At 61.4% G+C, this 16,289-nt stretch carries 13 protein-coding genes; 12 read left to right on the top strand and 1 reads right to left on the bottom strand.

Annotated features, from left to right (window positions below):
- Positions 1-213: 213 nt before the first annotated feature.
- The 6 genes from ACM6IM_RS12065 (at position 214) to prpD (ending at position 8,781) form a co-directional block, all read left to right on the top strand.
- Entirely contained in the window at positions 214-930 is a 717-nt protein-coding gene (locus ACM6IM_RS12065) for a GntR family transcriptional regulator (RefSeq protein ID WP_414865496.1), read from the top strand.
- Positions 927-1,817 carry a methylisocitrate lyase gene (gene prpB / locus ACM6IM_RS12060; RefSeq protein ID WP_128606851.1) on the top strand — a complete coding sequence of 297 codons (891 nt, stop codon included), beginning with the start codon at positions 927-929 and terminating at the stop codon, positions 1,815-1,817. The genes ACM6IM_RS12065 and prpB overlap by 4 nt, the downstream gene beginning before the upstream one ends.
- 100 nt (positions 1,818-1,917) lie before the next feature.
- Entirely contained in the window at positions 1,918-3,045 is a 1,128-nt protein-coding gene (gene prpC / locus ACM6IM_RS12055) for a 2-methylcitrate synthase (RefSeq protein ID WP_414865241.1), read from the top strand.
- Positions 3,046-3,251: 206 nt separating this feature from the next.
- On the top strand, positions 3,252-5,846 hold the full coding sequence (gene acnD, locus ACM6IM_RS12050; RefSeq protein WP_414865240.1) for a Fe/S-dependent 2-methylisocitrate dehydratase AcnD: 2,595 nt from the start codon (positions 3,252-3,254) through the stop codon (positions 5,844-5,846).
- 62 nt (positions 5,847-5,908) lie between these two features.
- The gene (gene prpF / locus ACM6IM_RS12045) at positions 5,909-7,099 is read left to right on the top strand and encodes a 2-methylaconitate cis-trans isomerase PrpF (protein WP_414865239.1); all 1,191 of its coding nucleotides are present in this window, start codon (positions 5,909-5,911) and stop codon (positions 7,097-7,099) included.
- 197 nt (positions 7,100-7,296) lie between these two features.
- Entirely contained in the window at positions 7,297-8,781 is a 1,485-nt protein-coding gene (gene prpD, locus ACM6IM_RS12040) for a 2-methylcitrate dehydratase (RefSeq protein ID WP_414865238.1), read from the top strand.
- A 132-nt stretch (positions 8,782-8,913) separates the two neighbouring features.
- Here the strand turns inward: prpD and ACM6IM_RS12035 are convergent, their stop codons facing one another.
- Complete coding sequence (locus ACM6IM_RS12035) at positions 8,914-9,732, bottom strand: pyruvate, water dikinase regulatory protein (protein WP_192301921.1); 819 nt, start codon at positions 9,730-9,732, stop codon at positions 8,914-8,916.
- Positions 9,733-9,907: 175 nt separating this feature from the next.
- Between ACM6IM_RS12035 and ppsA the strand changes: the two genes are divergently transcribed.
- The 6 genes from ppsA (at position 9,908) to ACM6IM_RS12005 (ending at position 16,237) form a co-directional block, all read left to right on the top strand.
- The gene (ppsA, locus tag ACM6IM_RS12030; RefSeq protein ID WP_414865237.1) at positions 9,908-12,283 is read left to right on the top strand and encodes a phosphoenolpyruvate synthase; all 2,376 of its coding nucleotides are present in this window, start codon (positions 9,908-9,910) and stop codon (positions 12,281-12,283) included.
- 195 nt (positions 12,284-12,478) lie between these two features.
- Positions 12,479-13,468 (top strand): alpha/beta fold hydrolase, encoded by a 990-nt coding sequence (locus tag ACM6IM_RS12025; protein WP_201189495.1) that lies wholly within the window; start codon positions 12,479-12,481, stop codon positions 13,466-13,468.
- Positions 13,469-13,589: 121 nt separating this feature from the next.
- Positions 13,590-14,081, top strand: coding sequence for a ribonuclease E activity regulator RraA (gene rraA / locus ACM6IM_RS12020; RefSeq protein ID WP_192301918.1), 492 nt, complete (start codon positions 13,590-13,592; stop codon positions 14,079-14,081).
- A 21-nt stretch (positions 14,082-14,102) separates the two neighbouring features.
- The gene (locus ACM6IM_RS12015) at positions 14,103-15,098 is read left to right on the top strand and encodes a zinc transporter ZntB (protein ID WP_414865236.1); all 996 of its coding nucleotides are present in this window, start codon (positions 14,103-14,105) and stop codon (positions 15,096-15,098) included.
- A 63-nt stretch (positions 15,099-15,161) separates the two neighbouring features.
- Positions 15,162-15,410: a CrfX protein gene (locus ACM6IM_RS12010; protein ID WP_075949122.1), complete on the top strand. Its 249-nt coding sequence runs from the start codon at positions 15,162-15,164 to the stop codon at positions 15,408-15,410.
- A gap of 2 nt (positions 15,411-15,412) precedes the next feature.
- Positions 15,413-16,237 (top strand): mechanosensitive ion channel family protein, encoded by an 825-nt coding sequence (locus tag ACM6IM_RS12005; RefSeq protein WP_095165479.1) that lies wholly within the window; start codon positions 15,413-15,415, stop codon positions 16,235-16,237.
- Positions 16,238-16,289 lie beyond the last annotated feature (52 nt).

Below are 16,289 nucleotides of genomic sequence, written 5' to 3'. Positions count from 1 at the left end.
AATCAGTGCAGATGTCACAAGCAATTGCGGGCGGCATTCTAGCACGGTGGTCATGTGGCGCCAGCGCCGGGAGGTGGCTATAAACAGTAGGGCTGCTTCGTAATGGTGCAAGCGGTTATTAGACGATTGTCGACAATATCCATTTATCCTTTGACTGCCATGGCTTGATTCGCTACTTTTTGCCGCATCAGCTTTCAAGGTGTCGACAATATGCTGGATCAACTCGATCCCCCGGCCATTGCTCAGGACGATTCGGAAACACTTTCCGAGAATGTCTTCCGGCGCATTCAGGCGGCCATCGTCAAGGGCGAGATCGCTCCGGGCAGCAAGATTTCCGAGCCGGAGCTGGCGCGCACCTATGGCATCAGCCGGGGTCCGTTGCGCGAAGCCATCCATCGCCTGGAAGGCCAGCGCCTGCTGGTGCGTGTGCCGCATGTCGGCGCGCGAGTGGTGTCGTTGAGCCACGCCGAACTGGTGGAACTCTACGAGATCCGCGAATCCCTCGAAGGCATGGCCTGCCGTCTGGCAGCCGAACGCATGACCCTCGAAGAAATCGACGAGCTGCGCCAGGTTCTTGAAACCCACGAGCGCGATGCCGCGTTTCAGGCCGGGGTCGGCTATTACCAGCAGGAAGGCGATTTCGACTTCCATTACCGGATCATCCAGGGCAGCGGCAACCGCACCCTCACGCAAATGCTCTGCGGCGAGCTCTATCAGTTGGTGCGCATGTACCGCATCCAGTTTTCCACCACGCCCAACCGTCCGCACCAGGCCTTTGCCGAACACCACCGGATTCTCGATGCCATCGCCGACCGTGACGGTGAACTGGCCGAGTTGTTGATGCGCCGTCACATCGGCGCTTCCAAACGCAATATCGCCCGTCATTATCAGGACGGCGCCAACCCGACAGCCAAACGAGGTGAGTCATGAGTTCCAACAAGAGCACTCCAGGCCAGCGTTTCCGCGATGCGGTCGCCAGCGAGCATCCATTGCAAGTGGTCGGCGCGATCAACGCCAACCACGCGCTGCTGGCCAAGCGTGCCGGTTTCAAGGCAATTTACCTGTCTGGCGGCGGGGTCGCTGCCGGCTCCCTCGGCGTGCCGGACCTGGGCATTACCGGCCTGGATGACGTGCTGACCGACGTGCGTCGTATCACCGACGTCTGCGACCTGCCGCTGCTGGTGGACGTGGACACCGGTTTCGGTTCCTCGGCGTTCAACGTGGCCCGTACCGTCAAGTCGATGATCAAGTTCGGCGCGGCGGCGATCCACATCGAGGACCAGGTCGGCGCCAAGCGTTGTGGCCATCGTCCCAACAAGGAAATCGTTTCGCAGCAGGAAATGGTCGACCGCATCAAGGCGGCCGTCGATGCGCGCACCGATGACAGCTTCGTGATCATGGCCCGCACCGACGCCCTGGCGGTGGAAGGCCTGGAGTCCGCCCTGGACCGCGCCGCCGCGTGCATCGAGGCCGGCGCCGACATGGTGTTCCCGGAAGCCATCACCGAGCTGGACATGTACAAACTGTTCGCCAACCGGGTGAAAGCGCCGATCCTGGCCAACATCACCGAATTCGGTGCAACCCCGCTGTACACCACCGAGCAACTGGCCGGTGCCGATGTCTCGCTGGTGCTGTACCCGCTGTCGGCGTTCCGCGCGATGAACAAAGCGGCGGAAAATGTCTACACCGCCATCCGCCGCGACGGCACACAACAGAACGTGATCGACACCATGCAGACCCGCATGGAGCTTTACGATCGCATCGACTACCACACTTTCGAACAGAAGCTCGACGCGTTGTTTGCCGCGAAGAAGTAACTCGCTGCACCTGTAGGAGCAAGCTCGCTCCTACAGAGAGCGATATGACCGTGATTGATTTGCCGATTCCCCAACAAATTCAAGAAAACTGGAGACAGCAATGGCCGAAGCAAAAGTACTCAGTGGCGCCGGGCTCCGTGGCCAGGTGGCCGGGCAGACCGCACTGTCCACCGTGGGCCAGTCCGGCGCTGGCCTGACCTATCGCGGCTACGACGTTCGCGACCTGGCGGCTGACGCGCAATTCGAAGAAGTCGCTTACCTGCTGCTGTACGGCGAGTTGCCGGACAAGGCGCAACTGGCGGCCTACATCGCCAAGCTGGGCAAGCTGCGCGACCTGCCGCAAGCCCTGAAGGAAGTGCTGGAACGCATCCCGGCCGATGCCCATCCGATGGACGTGATGCGCACCGGGTGCTCGTTCCTGGGCAACCTCGAGCCGGAACATGATTTCTCCGAGCAACGGGACAAGACCGACCGTCTGCTGGCCGCCTTCCCGGCGATCATGACCTACTGGTATCGCTTCAGTCATGAAGGCAAACGCATCGAATGCGTGAGCGACGAGCCGTCCATCGGCGGCCACTTCCTGTACCTGCTGCACGGCAAGAAGCCAAGCGATCTGCACGTCAAGGTGATGAACGTTTCGCTGATCCTCTACGCGGAGCATGAATTCAACGCCTCGACCTTCACCGCCCGGGTGTGCGCCTCGACCTTGTCCGACCTGTTCTCCTGCATCACCGCGGCCATCGGCTCGCTGCGCGGCCCGCTGCATGGTGGCGCCAACGAAGCGGCGATGGAAATGATCGAGCGTTTCTCGTCGCCGGAGGAGGCGATCAAGGGCACCCTCGGCATGCTCGAGCGCAAGGACAAGATCATGGGGTTCGGCCACGCGATCTACAAAGACAACGATCCGCGCAATGAAGTGATCAAGGGCTGGTCGAAAAAACTCGCTGACGAAGTGGGCGACAAGGTGCTGTTCCCGGTCTCCGAAGCCATCGACAAGACCATGTGGGAACAGAAGAAACTGTTTCCGAACGCCGATTTCTACCATGCCTCGGCGTACCACTTCATGGGCATCCCGACCAAATTGTTCACGCCGATTTTCGTCTGCTCGCGCCTGACCGGCTGGGCGGGCCACGTGTACGAACAACGCGCCAACAACCGCATCATCCGCCCGAGCGCCGAATACACCGGCGTCGACCAGCGCAAGTTCGTGCCAATCGAACAACGCTGAATGGTGGGGGCTAATGCGCTGATTGCTGAATGAACCGGTAACCAATGTGGGAGCGGGCTTGCTCGCGAAAGCGGTGTATCAGTCGACATCAATGTTGGATGTCAGATCGCATTCGCGAGCAAGCCCGCTCCCACAGTGGACGGTGCAAGTTTTCAGGATCGGCGCAACGCCCCGCCTTTTGTATTTACCGTGACCGAGTCCTGACGATGAACACTCAATTCCGTAAACCGCTGCCCGGCAGCTCCCTGGATTACTTCGATGTCCGTGCGGCGGTCGAGGCCATCCAGCCCGGCGCCTACGACACCCTGCCGTACACCTCCCGCGTGCTGGCGGAAAACCTGGTGCGTCGTTGCGATCCGGCCACGCTCACCGAATCCCTCAAGCAATTCATCGAGCGCAAGCGCGACCTCGACTTCCCGTGGTTCCCGGCCCGCGTGGTGTGCCACGACATCCTCGGCCAGACCGCTCTGGTGGACCTCGCCGGCCTGCGTGACGCCATCGCCCAGCAAGGCGGTGATCCGGCGCAGGTGAACCCGGTGGTGCCGACGCAACTGATCGTCGACCACTCCCTGGCCGTCGAGCGCGGCGGCTTCGATCCGCAGGCGTTCGAGAAGAACCGCGCCATCGAAGACCGGCGCAACGAAGACCGTTTCCATTTCATCAACTGGACCAAGAAGGCGTTCAAGAACGTCGATGTGATTCCGCCGGGCAACGGCATCATGCACCAGATCAACCTGGAGAAAATGTCCCCGGTGATCCAGGTGCGTGACGGCGTCGCGTTCCCCGACACCTGCGTCGGCACCGACAGCCACACCCCGCACGTCGATGCGCTGGGCGTGATCGCCATCGGCGTCGGTGGCCTGGAAGCGGAAAGCGTGATGCTCGGCCGCGCATCGTGGATGCGCCTGCCGGAAAGCGTCGGCGTCGAGCTGACCGGCAAGCTGCAACCGGGCATCACCGCCACCGACATGGTGCTGGCGCTGACCGAGTTCCTGCGCCAGCAGAAAGTCGTCGGTGCCTGGCTGGAGTTCTTCGGTGAAGGTGCCTCGAGGCTGACCCTGGGCGACCGGGCCACCATCTCCAACATGGCTCCGGAATACGGCGCCACCGCCGCGATGTTCTACATCGACCAGCAGACCATCGATTACCTCAAGCTCACCGGCCGTGAAGACGATCAGGTGCAGTTGGTCGAAAACTATGCCAGAACAATCGGCCTGTGGGCGGACAGCCTCAAGGGCGCGCAATACGAGCGTGGCCTGACCTTCGACCTGTCCTCGGTGGTGCGCAACATGGCGGGCCCGAGCAATCCGCACGCCCGGGTCGCGGTGGCGGATCTGGCGGCGAAAGGCATTTCCGGCCCGTGGCAAGACGTACCGGGCCAGATGCCGGACGGCGCGGTGATCATTGCCGCCATCACCAGCTGCACCAACACCAGCAACCCGCGCAATGTGATCGCCGCCGGCCTGCTGGCGCGCAATGCCAACAAGCTTGGGCTGACCCGCAAGCCTTGGGTCAAATCGTCCCTGGCGCCGGGCTCGAAAACCGTGGCGCTGTACCTCGACGAAGCCGGCCTGACCGATGAGCTGGAACAACTCGGCTTCGGTGTGGTGGCGTTTGCCTGCACCACCTGCAACGGCATGTCCGGTGCGCTGGACCCGGTGATCCAGCAGGAAATCATCGACCGTGACCTGTACGCCACCGCCGTGCTGTCCGGCAACCGCAACTTCGACGGGCGGATTCACCCGTACGCCAAGCAGGCGTTTCTTGCCTCGCCGCCGCTGGTGGTCGCTTACGCCATCGCCGGGACCATCCGTTTCGACATCGAAAAAGATGTGCTGGGCGTGGTCGATGGCCAGGAAATCCGCCTGAAGGACATCTGGCCGAGCGACGAGGAAATCGACGCCGTGGTCAAGGCTTCGGTCAAGCCCGAGCAGTTCCGCCAGGTCTACATCCCGATGTTCGCCATTCATGAAGACACCGGCCCGAAAGTCACGCCACTGTACGACTGGCGCGAGATGAGCACCTACATCCGCCGTCCGCCGTACTGGGAAGGCGCACTGGCCGGCGCGCGTCCGCTCAAGGGCATGCGTCCCCTGGCCGTGCTGCCGGACAACATCACCACCGATCACCTGTCGCCGTCCAACGCCATCATGCTCGACAGTGCCGCTGGCGAATACCTGGCGAAAATGGGCCTGCCGGAAGAGGACTTCAACTCCTACGCGACCCACCGTGGCGACCACCTGACAGCCCAGCGCGCGACGTTCGCCAACCCGAAACTGTTCAATGAAATGGTCAAGGAAAACGGCAAGGTCAAGCAGGGCTCGCTGGCCCGCGTCGAGCCAGAAGGCAAGGTGATGCGCATGTGGGAAGCCATCGAGACCTACATGGACCGCAAGCAGCCGCTGATCATCATCGCCGGTGCCGACTACGGCCAGGGCTCGTCCCGCGACTGGGCGGCCAAAGGCGTGCGCCTGGCGGGTGTGGAAGCGATTGCCGCCGAAGGTTTCGAGCGTATCCACCGCACCAACCTGGTGGGCATGGGCGTGTTGCCGCTGGAGTTCAAGCCGGGCACCAACCGTCACACCCTGGCCATCGACGGCAGCGAAACCTATGACGTGCTGGGCGAGCGCACCCCGCGCGCCGAGCTGACGCTGGTGATCCATCGCAAGGACGGCGAGCGCGTCGAGGTGCCGGTGACCTGCCGCCTCGACACCGCCGAGGAGGTGTCGATCTACGAGGCCGGCGGCGTGTTGCAGCGCTTCGCCCAGGACTTCCTCGAAGAATCGGCGGTCGCCGTCTAACACAAGCTGTTCAGGCAGGGGCACATCCCCTGCCTGATGCACGGTCAGGAGTAAGGAGCACCATGGCTCACGTACCTCAAATCAAGATACCCGCCACCTACATGCGCGGCGGCACCAGCAAGGGCGTGTTTTTCAGCCTGCAGGATCTGCCGGAGGCGGCGCAGATTCCAGGTCCGGCCCGCGATGCGTTGCTGTTGCGGGTGATCGGCAGTCCCGACCCGTACGACAAGCAAATCGACGGCATGGGCGGCGCGACGTCCAGCACCAGCAAAACCGTGATCCTGTCGAAAAGCATCAAGGCTGATCACGATGTCGATTACCTGTTCGGTCAGGTGTCCATCGACAAGCCGTTCGTCGACTGGAGTGGCAACTGCGGCAACCTGTCGGCGGCGGTCGGTTCGTTTGCCATCAGCAACGGCCTGGTGGACGCCAGCCGCATTCCGCACAACGGCGTGGCGGTGGTGCGCGTGTGGCAGGCCAACATCGGCAAGACCATCATTGCCCATGTGCCGATCACCAACGGTGAGGTGCAGGAAACCGGCGATTTCGAACTCGACGGCGTGACCTTTCCGGCGGCTGAAGTGCAGGTCGAGTTTCTCGACCCGGCGGCGGAAGAAGAGGGCGGCGGCGGTTCGATGTTCCCCACCGGCAACCTGGTCGATGACCTGGAAGTACCGGGTGTCGGCACCTTCAAGGCGACGCTGATCAACGCCGGCATCCCGACGATTTTCGTCAATGCGGCGGACATCGGCTACACCGGCACCGAGTTGCAGGGCGCGATCAACGGCGACCCGAAAGCGCTGCAGATGTTCGAGACCATCCGCGCCTACGGCGCTGTGCGCATGGGGCTGATCGCCAATGTCGACGAAGCCGCCAAGCGCCAGCACACGCCGAAAGTGGCATTCGTCGCCAAACCGGCGGACTACGTCGCTTCCAGCGGTAAAGCGATAGCCGCCACTGATGTCGACTTGCTGGTGCGGGCGCTGTCCATGGGCAAGTTGCACCACGCGATGATGGGCACCGCTGCGGTGGCCATCGGCACGGCAGCAGCGATCTCCGGCACCCTGGTCAACCTTGCGGCGGGCGGTATCGAGCGTAACGCGGTGCGTTTCGGGCATCCGTCCGGCACCTTGCGCGTCGGTGCCGAAGCGAGCCAGGTCAACGGCGAATGGACCGTCAAGAAAGCCATCATGAGTCGCAGTGCGCGGGTATTGATGGAAGGTTTCGTGCGGGTGCCGGGGGATTCGTTCTAACCGGCCACTGATCCCCTGTGGGAGCGGGCTTGCTCGCGAAAGCGGTGTATCAGTCGACTCAATATTGCCTGTCAAACCGCTTTCGCGAGCAAGCCCGCTCCCACAGGGGTTGACCGTTTTCACAATAACAACGCGACAAACCGAGACAGCCCTGAACCGAGGTCCCATCAACGAACCACTTCACGAGTGAATCGAACATGAGCGCCAACGTTGATCTGAACAATCGCCCGGACTACGACCAGGTCCTGCAGGACATTGCCGATTACGTCCTCAACTTCAAGATCCAGTCACCGGAAGCCCTGGACACTGCCCGCAACTGCCTGATGGACACCCTGGGCTGCGGCCTGCTGGCGCTGCGGTTTCCCGAATGCACCAAGCACCTGGGGCCGGTTGTCGAGGGGACGGTGGTGCCCCATGGCGCTCGTGTACCGGGGACCTCGTTCCGGCTGGATCCGGTCAAGGCCGCCTGGGACATCGGCTGCATCGTGCGCTGGCTGGACTACAACGACACCTGGCTCGCTGCCGAATGGGGACATCCGTCGGATAATCTGGGCGGCATTCTCGCGGTGGCCGACCACCTGTCGCAAAAGCGCCTGGCCCAGGGCGAAGCCCCGCTGACCGTTCGCGCGGTGCTCGACGCCATGATCATGGCCCACGAGATACAGGGCGTGATCGCGCTGGAAAACGCCTTCAATCGTGTCGGCCTCGATCACGTCATTCTGGTGAAAGTCGCCTCGACCGCCGTCACCGCGAAGTTGATGGGCGCCAATCGCGAGCAATTGCTGTCGGCGTTGTCCCATGCCTTCGCCGACGGGCAGGCGCTGCGCACTTATCGGCATGCGCCGAACGCCGGCTCGCGCAAATCCTGGGCGGCGGGCGATGCGTCCAGCCGCGGCGTGCGCCTGGCAGACATCGCCCTGCGCGGCGAAATGGGCATTCCTGGCGTACTGAGCGCCCGGCAGTGGGGCTTCTACGACGTGCTGTTCAGCCACACCAACAACGATCTGGCGCTCAAACCCGAAGACCAGCGGGCGTTCAGCTTTTCCCGCCCCTACGGTACTTACGTGATGGAGCACGTGCTGTTCAAGATCAGCTTCCCAGCCGAATTCCATGCGCAAACGGCCTGCGAAGCCGCCGTGACATTGCACCCCCAGGTGCGCAATCGCCTGCATGAGATCGACCGAATCGTCATCACCACCCACGAATCGGCGATTCGCATCATTTCCAAGGTCGGACCGCTGGCCAATGCGGCGGATCGCGACCACTGCATCCAGTACATGACCGCCGTGCCGCTGGTCTTCGGCAATCTGGTGGCCGAGCAGTACGAAGACGATTTCCACAAGGCGCACCCGATCATCGATGTGATGCGCGAGAAAATGGTCATCGTCGAAGAGCCGCGCTTCAGCCGTGAATACCTGGAGCCGGACAAGCGTTCCATTGCCAATGCGCTGCAGGTGCTCTTCAAGGACGGTTCCAGCACCGAAAACGTGCTGGTGGAATACCCGATCGGCCATCGTCGGCGGCGTGCCGAAGGTATTCCGTTGCTGGAGGAGAAGTTTCGGGCGAACCTGCTGACACGATTCACCGGCCAGCGGAGCGAGGAGATCCTGGCGCTGTGCAAGGATCAGGCGCGGCTTGAGGCGACGCCGGTCAACCGGTTTGTGGATTTGTTTGTGATCTGAGGAACCGCGTTATCGTTCTTCGCGAGCAAGCCCGCTCCCACAGGGTTTGTGGTGCACTCAGGTATTGCATTCACAACAGAACCCTGTGGGAGCGGGCTTGCTCGCGAAGGCGTCAGATCAGACGCCACATGACTACTTGAACCGCCGCTCCACGCCTTTTTCCACAAGGATCTTCGCGGAAATCTCTTCAACGGAAAAATGCGTGGAGTTGATGTTCGGAATGTTCTCGCGGCGGAACAGATTCTCCACTTCGCGCACTTCGAACTCGCATTGCGCGTAGCTGGAGTAGCGACTGTTGGGCTTGCGTTCGTTGCGGATCGCGGTGAGGCGGTCCGGGTCGATGGTCAGGCCGAACAGCTTGTGCTGGTGGGCGCGCAGGGCGCTGGGCAGGGTCAGGCGTTCCATGTCGTCTTCGGTCAGCGGGTAGTTGGCCGCACGGATACCGAATTGCATGGCCATGTACAGGCAGGTGGGCGTCTTGCCGCAGCGCGACACGCCAACCAGGATCAGGTCGGCCTTGTCGTAGTAGTGCGTGCGGGCGCCGTCGTCGTTGTCGAGGGCGAAGTTCACCGCCTCGATGCGCTCCATGTAGTTGGAGTTGGTGCCGATGGAATGGGACTTGCCGACGGTATAGGAAGAATGCTCGGTCAGTTCCTGTTCGAGCGGCGCCAGGAACGTCGAGAAAATGTCGATCATGAAACCATTGGACGTCGCGAGGATCTCACGGATGTCCTGATTGACGATGGTGTCGAAGATGATCGGCCGGAAGCCGTCGGTTTCGGCGGCCTTGTTGATTTGTTGTACCATGGCCCGCGCTTTGTCCGCGCTGTCGATGTACGGCCGGGTGAATTTGCTGAAGGTAATGTTTTCGAACTGCGCCAGGAGGCTTTGACCCAGGGTTTCGGCGGTGATGCCGGTGCCATCGGAGATAAAGAAAGCAGATCGTTTCATTTGCACCTTGGGCCTTAAGCTAATGAGCATTCTTGGATATGATAGGCGCGATTTGCCGGCCGCCGATGGCCCGCATTCTCACTTATTTTCCAGGTCCAGGCCATATAGCTGGCAAATGCTCCTTCAGAGTCGCCAGCTTCTGAGCTTTTCCAACACAGTCAGTGGAGAGATCACCTTGGTAGAGTACGTAGTTTCCCTCGATAAGCTCGGCAAACACGATGTTGAGCATGTGGGGGGCAAGAACGCATCCCTGGGCGAGATGATCAGTAACCTCGCAGGTGCCGGTGTATCGGTACCCGGTGGCTTCGCCACGACCGCCCAGGCTTATCGTGATTTCCTGGAACTGAGCGGCCTGAACCAGCAGATTCACGACGCCCTCGATGCACTGGACGTCGACGATGTGAACGCCCTGGCCAAGACCGGCGCACAGATCCGTCAGTGGATCATGGACGCCGAGTTCCCGGAAAAGCTGAACACCGAGATCCGTACCGCATTCGCCGCGCTGTCGGCCGGTAACCCCGACGTGGCCGTGGCCGTGCGCTCTTCCGCTACCGCCGAAGACTTGCCGGACGCTTCCTTCGCCGGCCAGCAGGAAACCTTCCTGAACATCCGTGGTGTCGACAACGTCATTCGCGCCGTCAAGGAAGTGTTTGCCTCTCTTTTCAACGACCGCGCCATTTCCTATCGCGTGCACCAGGGCTTCGACCACAAGCTGGTCGCCCTGTCGGCCGGCGTGCAGCGCATGGTCCGCTCCGAAACCGGCACCGCCGGCGTGATGTTCACCCTCGATACCGAGTCGGGTTTCCGTGACGTGGTGTTCATCACCGGCGCCTACGGCCTGGGTGAAACCGTCGTGCAAGGCGCGGTGAACCCGGATGAATTCTACGTCCACAAGAACACCCTGACCGCCGGTCGTCCGGCGATCCTGCGCCGCAACCTGGGCAGCAAGGCCATCAAGATGATCTACGGCGACGAGGCCAAGGCCGGTCGTTCGGTCAAGACCGTCGATGTCGACAAGGCTGATCGCGCGCGTTTCTGCCTGACCGACGCCGAAGTCAGCGAGCTGGCCAAGCAGGCGATGATCATCGAGAAGCACTACCAGTGCCCGATGGACATCGAATGGGCCAAGGACGGTGACGACGGCAAGCTGTACATCGTGCAGGCCCGTCCGGAAACCGTGAAGAGCCGCACCCAGGCCAACGTCATGGAGCGTTACCTGCTGAAGGAAACCGGCACCGTGCTGGTGGAAGGCCGCGCCATTGGGCAGCGCATCGGCGCCGGCAAGGTTCGCATCATCAAGGACGTGTCCGAGATGGACAAGGTCCAGGTCGGCGACGTCCTGGTCTCCGACATGACCGACCCGGATTGGGAACCGGTCATGAAGCGCGCCAGCGCCATCGTCACCAACCGTGGCGGTCGTACCTGCCACGCGGCGATCATCGCCCGTGAACTGGGGATTCCGGCCGTGGTCGGTTGCGGCAATGCCACCGAACTGCTGAAGGAAGGCCAGGGCGTCACAGTTTCCTGCGCCGAAGGCGACACCGGCTACATCTTCGAAGGCGAGCTGGGCTTCGACATCAAGAAGAACTCCGTCGATGCGATGCCGGACCTGCCGTTCAAGATCATGATGAACGTCGGCAACCCGGACCGCGCCTTTGACTTCGCGCAACTGCCGAACGCCGGTGTGGGCCTGGCCCGCCTGGAGTTCATCATCAACCGCATGATCGGCGTGCACCCCAAGGCGCTGTTGAACTACGACGGCCTGCCACAGGACATCAAGGACAGCGTCGACAAGCGCATTGCCGGCTACAACGACCCGGTCGGCTTCTACGTCGAGAAACTGGTCGAGGGCATCAGCACCCTGGCCGCAGCGTTCTGGCCGAAAAAGGTCATCGTGCGCCTGTCGGACTTCAAGTCCAACGAATACGCCAACCTGATCGGCGGCAAGCTCTACGAGCCGGAAGAAGAAAACCCGATGCTGGGCTTCCGCGGGGCTTCGCGTTACATCAGCGAATCGTTCCGTGACTGCTTCGAACTCGAATGCCGCGCCCTCAAGCGCGTGCGCAACGAGATGGGCCTGACCAACGTCGAAATCATGGTGCCGTTCGTCCGTACCCTGGGTGAAGCGAGCCAGGTCGTGGACCTGCTGGCGGAGAAAGGCCTGGCCCGTGGTGAAAACGGCCTGCGCATCATCATGATGTGCGAGTTGCCGTCCAACGCCATCCTCGCCGAAGAATTCCTCGAATACTTCGACGGCTTCTCCATTGGTTCCAACGACCTGACCCAGCTGACCCTGGGCCTGGACCGTGACTCCGGGATCATCGCGCACCTGTTCGACGAGCGTAACCCGGCGGTCAAGAAGCTGCTGGCCAATGCCATTGCCGCGTGCAACAAGGCTGGCAAATACATCGGCATCTGCGGCCAGGGCCCTTCGGACCACCCTGACCTGGCCAAGTGGCTGATGGAGCAGGGCATCGAAAGCGTTTCGTTGAACCCGGATTCCGTGCTGGAAACCTGGTTCTTCCTGGCGGAAGGTCAAGCTTCGGCCTGACAGGCACGGACAGTCGCTCTTGGGTGGGAGCGAGCCTGCTCGCGATGGACGTAAACGATGACTCGGGCAGCCTGGATGCCTGCGTTGTTCGCGCCTCCATCGCGAGCAGGCTCGCTCCCACATTGATCGGCCTGTCTGGATTTTCAAGTAGGGCGGGCTCTTCAAGGATGCCGCCCTTTTTTGTGCAAGAGCATTATGCAAAGCAGCAGCAACCTGTTTCCTGTCGCCCTGATCAGCGCCGAGCGGCGCGGCGATCTGAGCGAAGATGTCTATCGATTGAAACCGGGCAACAGCCCTGACGGCACGGTCGAACTGGCCGTCACGCGCCTGGGCATGGCCGATGAGCCAGCGGTGCGCGGTGTGCCGGTGATTCTGTTGCACGGCAGTTTTTCCAACCGCCGTTTCTGGTTCTCGCCCAAGGGCGTGGGTCTGGGGGCTCACCTGGCGCGCCTGGGGTTCGATGTGTGGATCGCGGAGATGCGAGGCCACGGCCTGTCCCAGCGCAACCAGGACTACCGCAAGAATCGTGTCGCCGACTATGCGCGTTACGATCTGCCGGCCATTGGCGCATTCGTGCGTGAGCAGAGTGGCCAGATTCCCCACTGGATCGGTCATTCCCTGGGCGGCATTACCCTGGCGGCGGCGCTGGGCGGCGAATACATCGGCGAGCCAGTGGTGGCTTCGGCGGCGTTTTTCGGGACGCAAGTCAGCCGCACCTACTGGCCTTTGAAGATTCCGCCGGTGGAGTGGGGTGGGCGCTTCATTCTCAAGCGCTTTGCCCAGCTCTCCGGTTCACGGCTCAAGCGCGGCCCGGAGGACGAGCCGATTGGCCTGGCCCTGGAAAGCATGCGCTGGTACGGGCTGTTCGGGCGCTTTGGCGATCGCGACAAGGATTGGTGGGCGGGGCTGGCCAACGTCCAGGTGCCGGTGCTGGCCGTGAGTGCGGCGGGCGATCATCAGGATCCGGCGTGGGCCTGTCGCAAGCTGTTCGATCAACTGGGTTCCGAGCACAAGCAGTTCATCAACCTGGGGCGAGAGCAGGGTTTTGGCGACAATTTCGGTCACGTGGAAATGCTCATCAGCAAAGTCGCACAGGCCGAAGTGTGGCCATTGGTGGTGCGCTGGTTGAACGACCCGCACACGCCGTTGCTGGGCGACAAGGTGGATTTGGCCGCGGCGGTCTGAGCCCGATGCTCTATCAAGGGCATTTCGCTCTGACCGGCTTGCGGCTAAGATATGACGCATTGCGCTTTTCCGGTCACTTTGCGACATCCTCGATTGTCTTCCTCTTTACAGGAGTTTCTCGATGAACCATTACCTTACACCTGACCTGTGCGACGCCTATCCGGAGCTGGTTCAGGTGCTGGAGCCGATGTTCAGCAATTTCGGTGGCCGCGATTCCTTCGGTGGTGAAATCGTGACCATCAAGTGCTTCGAAGACAATTCGCTGGTCAAGGAGCAGGCCGAGCTCAAGGGCAACGGCAAGGTGCTGGTGGTCGATGGCGGTGGTTCCCTGCGCCGTGCATTGCTGGGCGACATGATCGCCGAGAAAGCGGCAAAGAATGGTTGGGAAGGCCTGGTGATCTACGGTTGCATCCGCGACGTCGATGTCATCGCGCAAACGGATCTGGGCGTCCAGGCCCTGGCCAGCCACCCGATGAAAACCGAAAAGCGCGGCCTCGGCGACCTCAACGTCGCGGTGACCTTTGCCGGTGTGACTTTCCACCCAGGCCACTACCTCTATGCGGACAACAACGGCGTGATCGTCTCGCCCAGCCCGCTGCAGATGCCAGCATAAGATTTGACCCAAGGAATGCGGATGTTCGAGGAAGACAACGCGCAGTGGGGGCTGGTGCATGCCCTGGTGCTGGATGGCAAGGGCGGTGCGCGTTCGATAGCCCGGACTGAACTCGATGACTTGCAGTTGCAGACGCATGAAAGCCTGTGGCTGCACTGGGACCGCAGTCACCCGCAAACACAGACCTGGCTGCGCAAATCCAGCGGTCTGAGCGAGTTTACCTGTGACCTGTTGCTGGAAGAAAACACCCGTCCGCGTCTTTTACAGCTGACTGACAGCGAACTGCTGCTATTTTTGCGTGGGGTGAACCTCAATCCCGGGGCCGAGCCGGAAGACATGGTCTCGGTGCGGATCTTCGCTTCGGCGCAACGGGTGATTTCCCTGCGTCTGCGTCCGCTGCGTGCCACCGATGAATTGCTGGTGCAACTGGCCGAAGGCAAGGGGCCGAAAACCGCCTCCGAACTCATCCTTTATATGGCTCAGTACCTCACCCATAAAGTGCAGGATCTGGTCAGTTGCCTCTCGGAAGTGGTCGATGAGGAAGAAGAAAAACTGGATGCCGACGAACGGTATACCCCGGAGCACGGCTCCATTTTGCAGATCCGTCGCAGGGCTGCCGGGCTTAAGCGTTTCCTGGCGCCGCAGCGGGACATTTTCGGTCAACTGACCCGGATAAAACTGCCGTGGTTCGTCGAGGACGATGGCGACTACTGGAACGAATTGAACAACAGCCTGACCCGTTATCTCGAGGAGCTGGAATTGACGCGCGAGCGGGTGGGGCTGGTCCTGGAGGCCGAAGACCGGCGTTTGAGCGTGCGCATGAATCGCACGATGTACCGCTTCGGAATCATCACCGGGATCTTTTTGCCGATGAGTTTTCTGACCGGTCTGTTGGGGATCAATGTGGGGGGCATTCCGTTTTCTGCCAGTCCCTACGGCTTCATGGTTGCCTGTCTGTTGATGGCATTGGTGGCGCTGGGCCAATGGTGGTTGTTCCGACGTTTGCGCTGGGTCTGACGATGCGTCATGTGACCCGTGCAAATCTGGCCGCGTCTTTCACAGACATCACGAGAGGTGCGTATGCACGATCCGTTTGAACAGTCTTTGCGCGACATGCTGAACGCTTCACCGTCCACCCGTGACGACGATGCGTGCCTGGGCCGCGTCCTGAAAACCGCCAACCGCCAGGTTGGCGCCGGCGATCTGTTCAGCCTGCTGGGGCGCTGGTTGCCCGCGCTGATGATCGCCTTGAACAATGGATCGGCCCATGTCTCGCCGGTTTCCCGTCTCCGCAAACCTACCGCTCGCACTGCTGATAAGGCTGATTGAATATGGAACTTGATCTCTGGACACAGAGCCTCGTCACTGCAATGACTGCGTTATGGACCAAGGTCGCCAACTTCATTCCGAACCTGTTTGGCGCACTGGTCGTGCTGCTGCTGGGTTTCGTCGTGGCGAAACTTCTGGACACTTTGCTGTCCAAGTTGCTCGCCAAGCTGGGCCTCGATCGCCTGATGGGCGGTACCGGTCTGACAAAACTGATGTCCCGGGCCGGCCTGCAGGTGCCGATCTCGACGCTGATCGGTAAAATCGTCTATTGGTTCGTTCTGCTGATTTTTCTGGTTTCTGCCGCAGAATCCCTTGGACTTGAGCGGGTTTCAGCTACGCTCGACATGCTGGCGCTGTATTTGCCGAAAGTATTCGGCGCCGCGCTGGTGCTGCTGGTAGGTGTCCTGCTGGCACAATTGGCCAACGGCCTGGTGCGTGGCGCCGCCGAAGGCGTGGGCCTGGACTACGCGGCGGGCCTGGGGCGGATTGCCCAGGGCCTGGTGATCATCATCAGTATTTCGGTCGCGATCAGCCAGTTGGAGGTCAAGACTGACCTGCTCAACCATGTGATCGTGATCGTTTTGATTACCGTTGGTCTGGCTGTCGCGCTGGCCATGGGGTTGGGAAGCCGGGAAATTGCCGGTCAGATTCTTGCGGGAATCTATGTGCGTGAGTTGTATCAGGTTGGGCAACAAGTGCGTGTTGGCGAGGTCGAAGGGCAGATCGAGGAGATCGGCACGGTTAAAACCACATTGCTGACCGATGAGGGTGAGCTAGTCTCTCTCTCCAATCGGATTCTCCTGGAGCAGCATGTGAGTAGCCGCTAACCCGGCAAACCCTGCTAATGTATGCCGCCGCGAAATGCCCTGAAGGGCTGCG

Source organism: Pseudomonas sp. IT-P12 (assembly GCF_949767465.1).
Taxonomy (GTDB): domain Bacteria; phylum Pseudomonadota; class Gammaproteobacteria; order Pseudomonadales; family Pseudomonadaceae; genus Aquipseudomonas.
The sequence above is the reverse complement of the archived record's forward strand: the minus strand, read 5'-3'. Positions and strand labels throughout refer to the sequence as shown.

Excerpts from the sequence above, each read along its gene's own strand:
- acnD (WP_414865240.1), top strand. The coding sequence starts at position 3,252 with ATGAACACTCAATTCCGTAAACCGCTGCCCGGCAGCTCCCTGGATTAC.
- prpF (WP_414865239.1), top strand. The coding sequence starts at position 5,909 with ATGGCTCACGTACCTCAAATCAAGATACCCGCCACCTACATGCGCGGC.
- ACM6IM_RS12005 (WP_095165479.1), top strand. The coding sequence starts at position 15,413 with ATGGAACTTGATCTCTGGACACAGAGCCTCGTCACTGCAATGACTGCG.
- rraA (WP_192301918.1), top strand. The coding sequence starts at position 13,590 with ATGAACCATTACCTTACACCTGACCTGTGCGACGCCTATCCGGAGCTG.
- prpB (WP_128606851.1), top strand. The coding sequence starts at position 927 with ATGAGTTCCAACAAGAGCACTCCAGGCCAGCGTTTCCGCGATGCGGTC.
- ACM6IM_RS12035 (WP_192301921.1), bottom strand. The coding sequence starts at position 9,732 with ATGAAACGATCTGCTTTCTTTATCTCCGATGGCACCGGCATCACCGCC.
- prpC (WP_414865241.1), top strand. The coding sequence starts at position 1,918 with ATGGCCGAAGCAAAAGTACTCAGTGGCGCCGGGCTCCGTGGCCAGGTG.
- ACM6IM_RS12015 (WP_414865236.1), top strand. The coding sequence starts at position 14,103 with ATGTTCGAGGAAGACAACGCGCAGTGGGGGCTGGTGCATGCCCTGGTG.
- prpD (WP_414865238.1), top strand. The coding sequence starts at position 7,297 with ATGAGCGCCAACGTTGATCTGAACAATCGCCCGGACTACGACCAGGTC.
- ACM6IM_RS12025 (WP_201189495.1), top strand. The coding sequence starts at position 12,479 with ATGCAAAGCAGCAGCAACCTGTTTCCTGTCGCCCTGATCAGCGCCGAG.
- ACM6IM_RS12010 (WP_075949122.1), top strand. The coding sequence starts at position 15,162 with ATGCACGATCCGTTTGAACAGTCTTTGCGCGACATGCTGAACGCTTCA.